The 470-nt window shown below is 78.3% G+C and carries 1 protein-coding gene; it reads left to right on the top strand.

The genetic code is table 11. The features are described from left to right. The coding region (locus DW309_RS07990) for a beta-propeller fold lactonase family protein (RefSeq protein ID WP_168387225.1) at positions 1–470 on the top strand (470 nt) is incomplete at both ends.

Raw genomic sequence — 470 nt, 5'->3', positions numbered from 1 at the left:
CATCCTCGACCCGACGACCCTCGCCGAGCGGGCGCCGCTGGAGCTCCCCGCGGGCACGGGACCCCGGCACGTGGCCGACCTCGGCGGCGGACGGGTCGCGCTCTCGGGCGAGCTGGGCTCGACGCTCGTGCTGGCCTCGGTCACCGAGCGCCGCGTGCTCGACGTGCTGCCTGCGACCGCGCACGGCTCCGGCGGGTCGAACGCGCCCAGCACGGTGGTGCACGATCCCGTGCGCGGCCTGGTGCACGTCGCGAACCGCGGCGCCGACACGATCCTGACCGCCCGGATCGACGGCGACCGCCTGGTGCGCGTGTCCGAGGTGCCCGGCGGCGGCTCCCGGCCGGAACATCTCGTGCTCACCGGCCGGCACCTGCTGGCGGTGCACTCCGCCGACGGCGCGGTCGTGGCGCTGCGCCTGCGCGACGGGGTGCCCACGGCCGAGGTCGCCGCGGAGACCCGGGTGCCCGGCG

Source organism: Microbacterium sp. K41, from assembly GCF_004794395.1.
GTDB classification, from domain to species: domain Bacteria; phylum Actinomycetota; class Actinomycetes; order Actinomycetales; family Microbacteriaceae; genus Microbacterium; species Microbacterium sufflavum.
The sequence above is the reverse complement of the archived record's forward strand: the minus strand, read 5'-3'. Positions and strand labels throughout refer to the sequence as shown.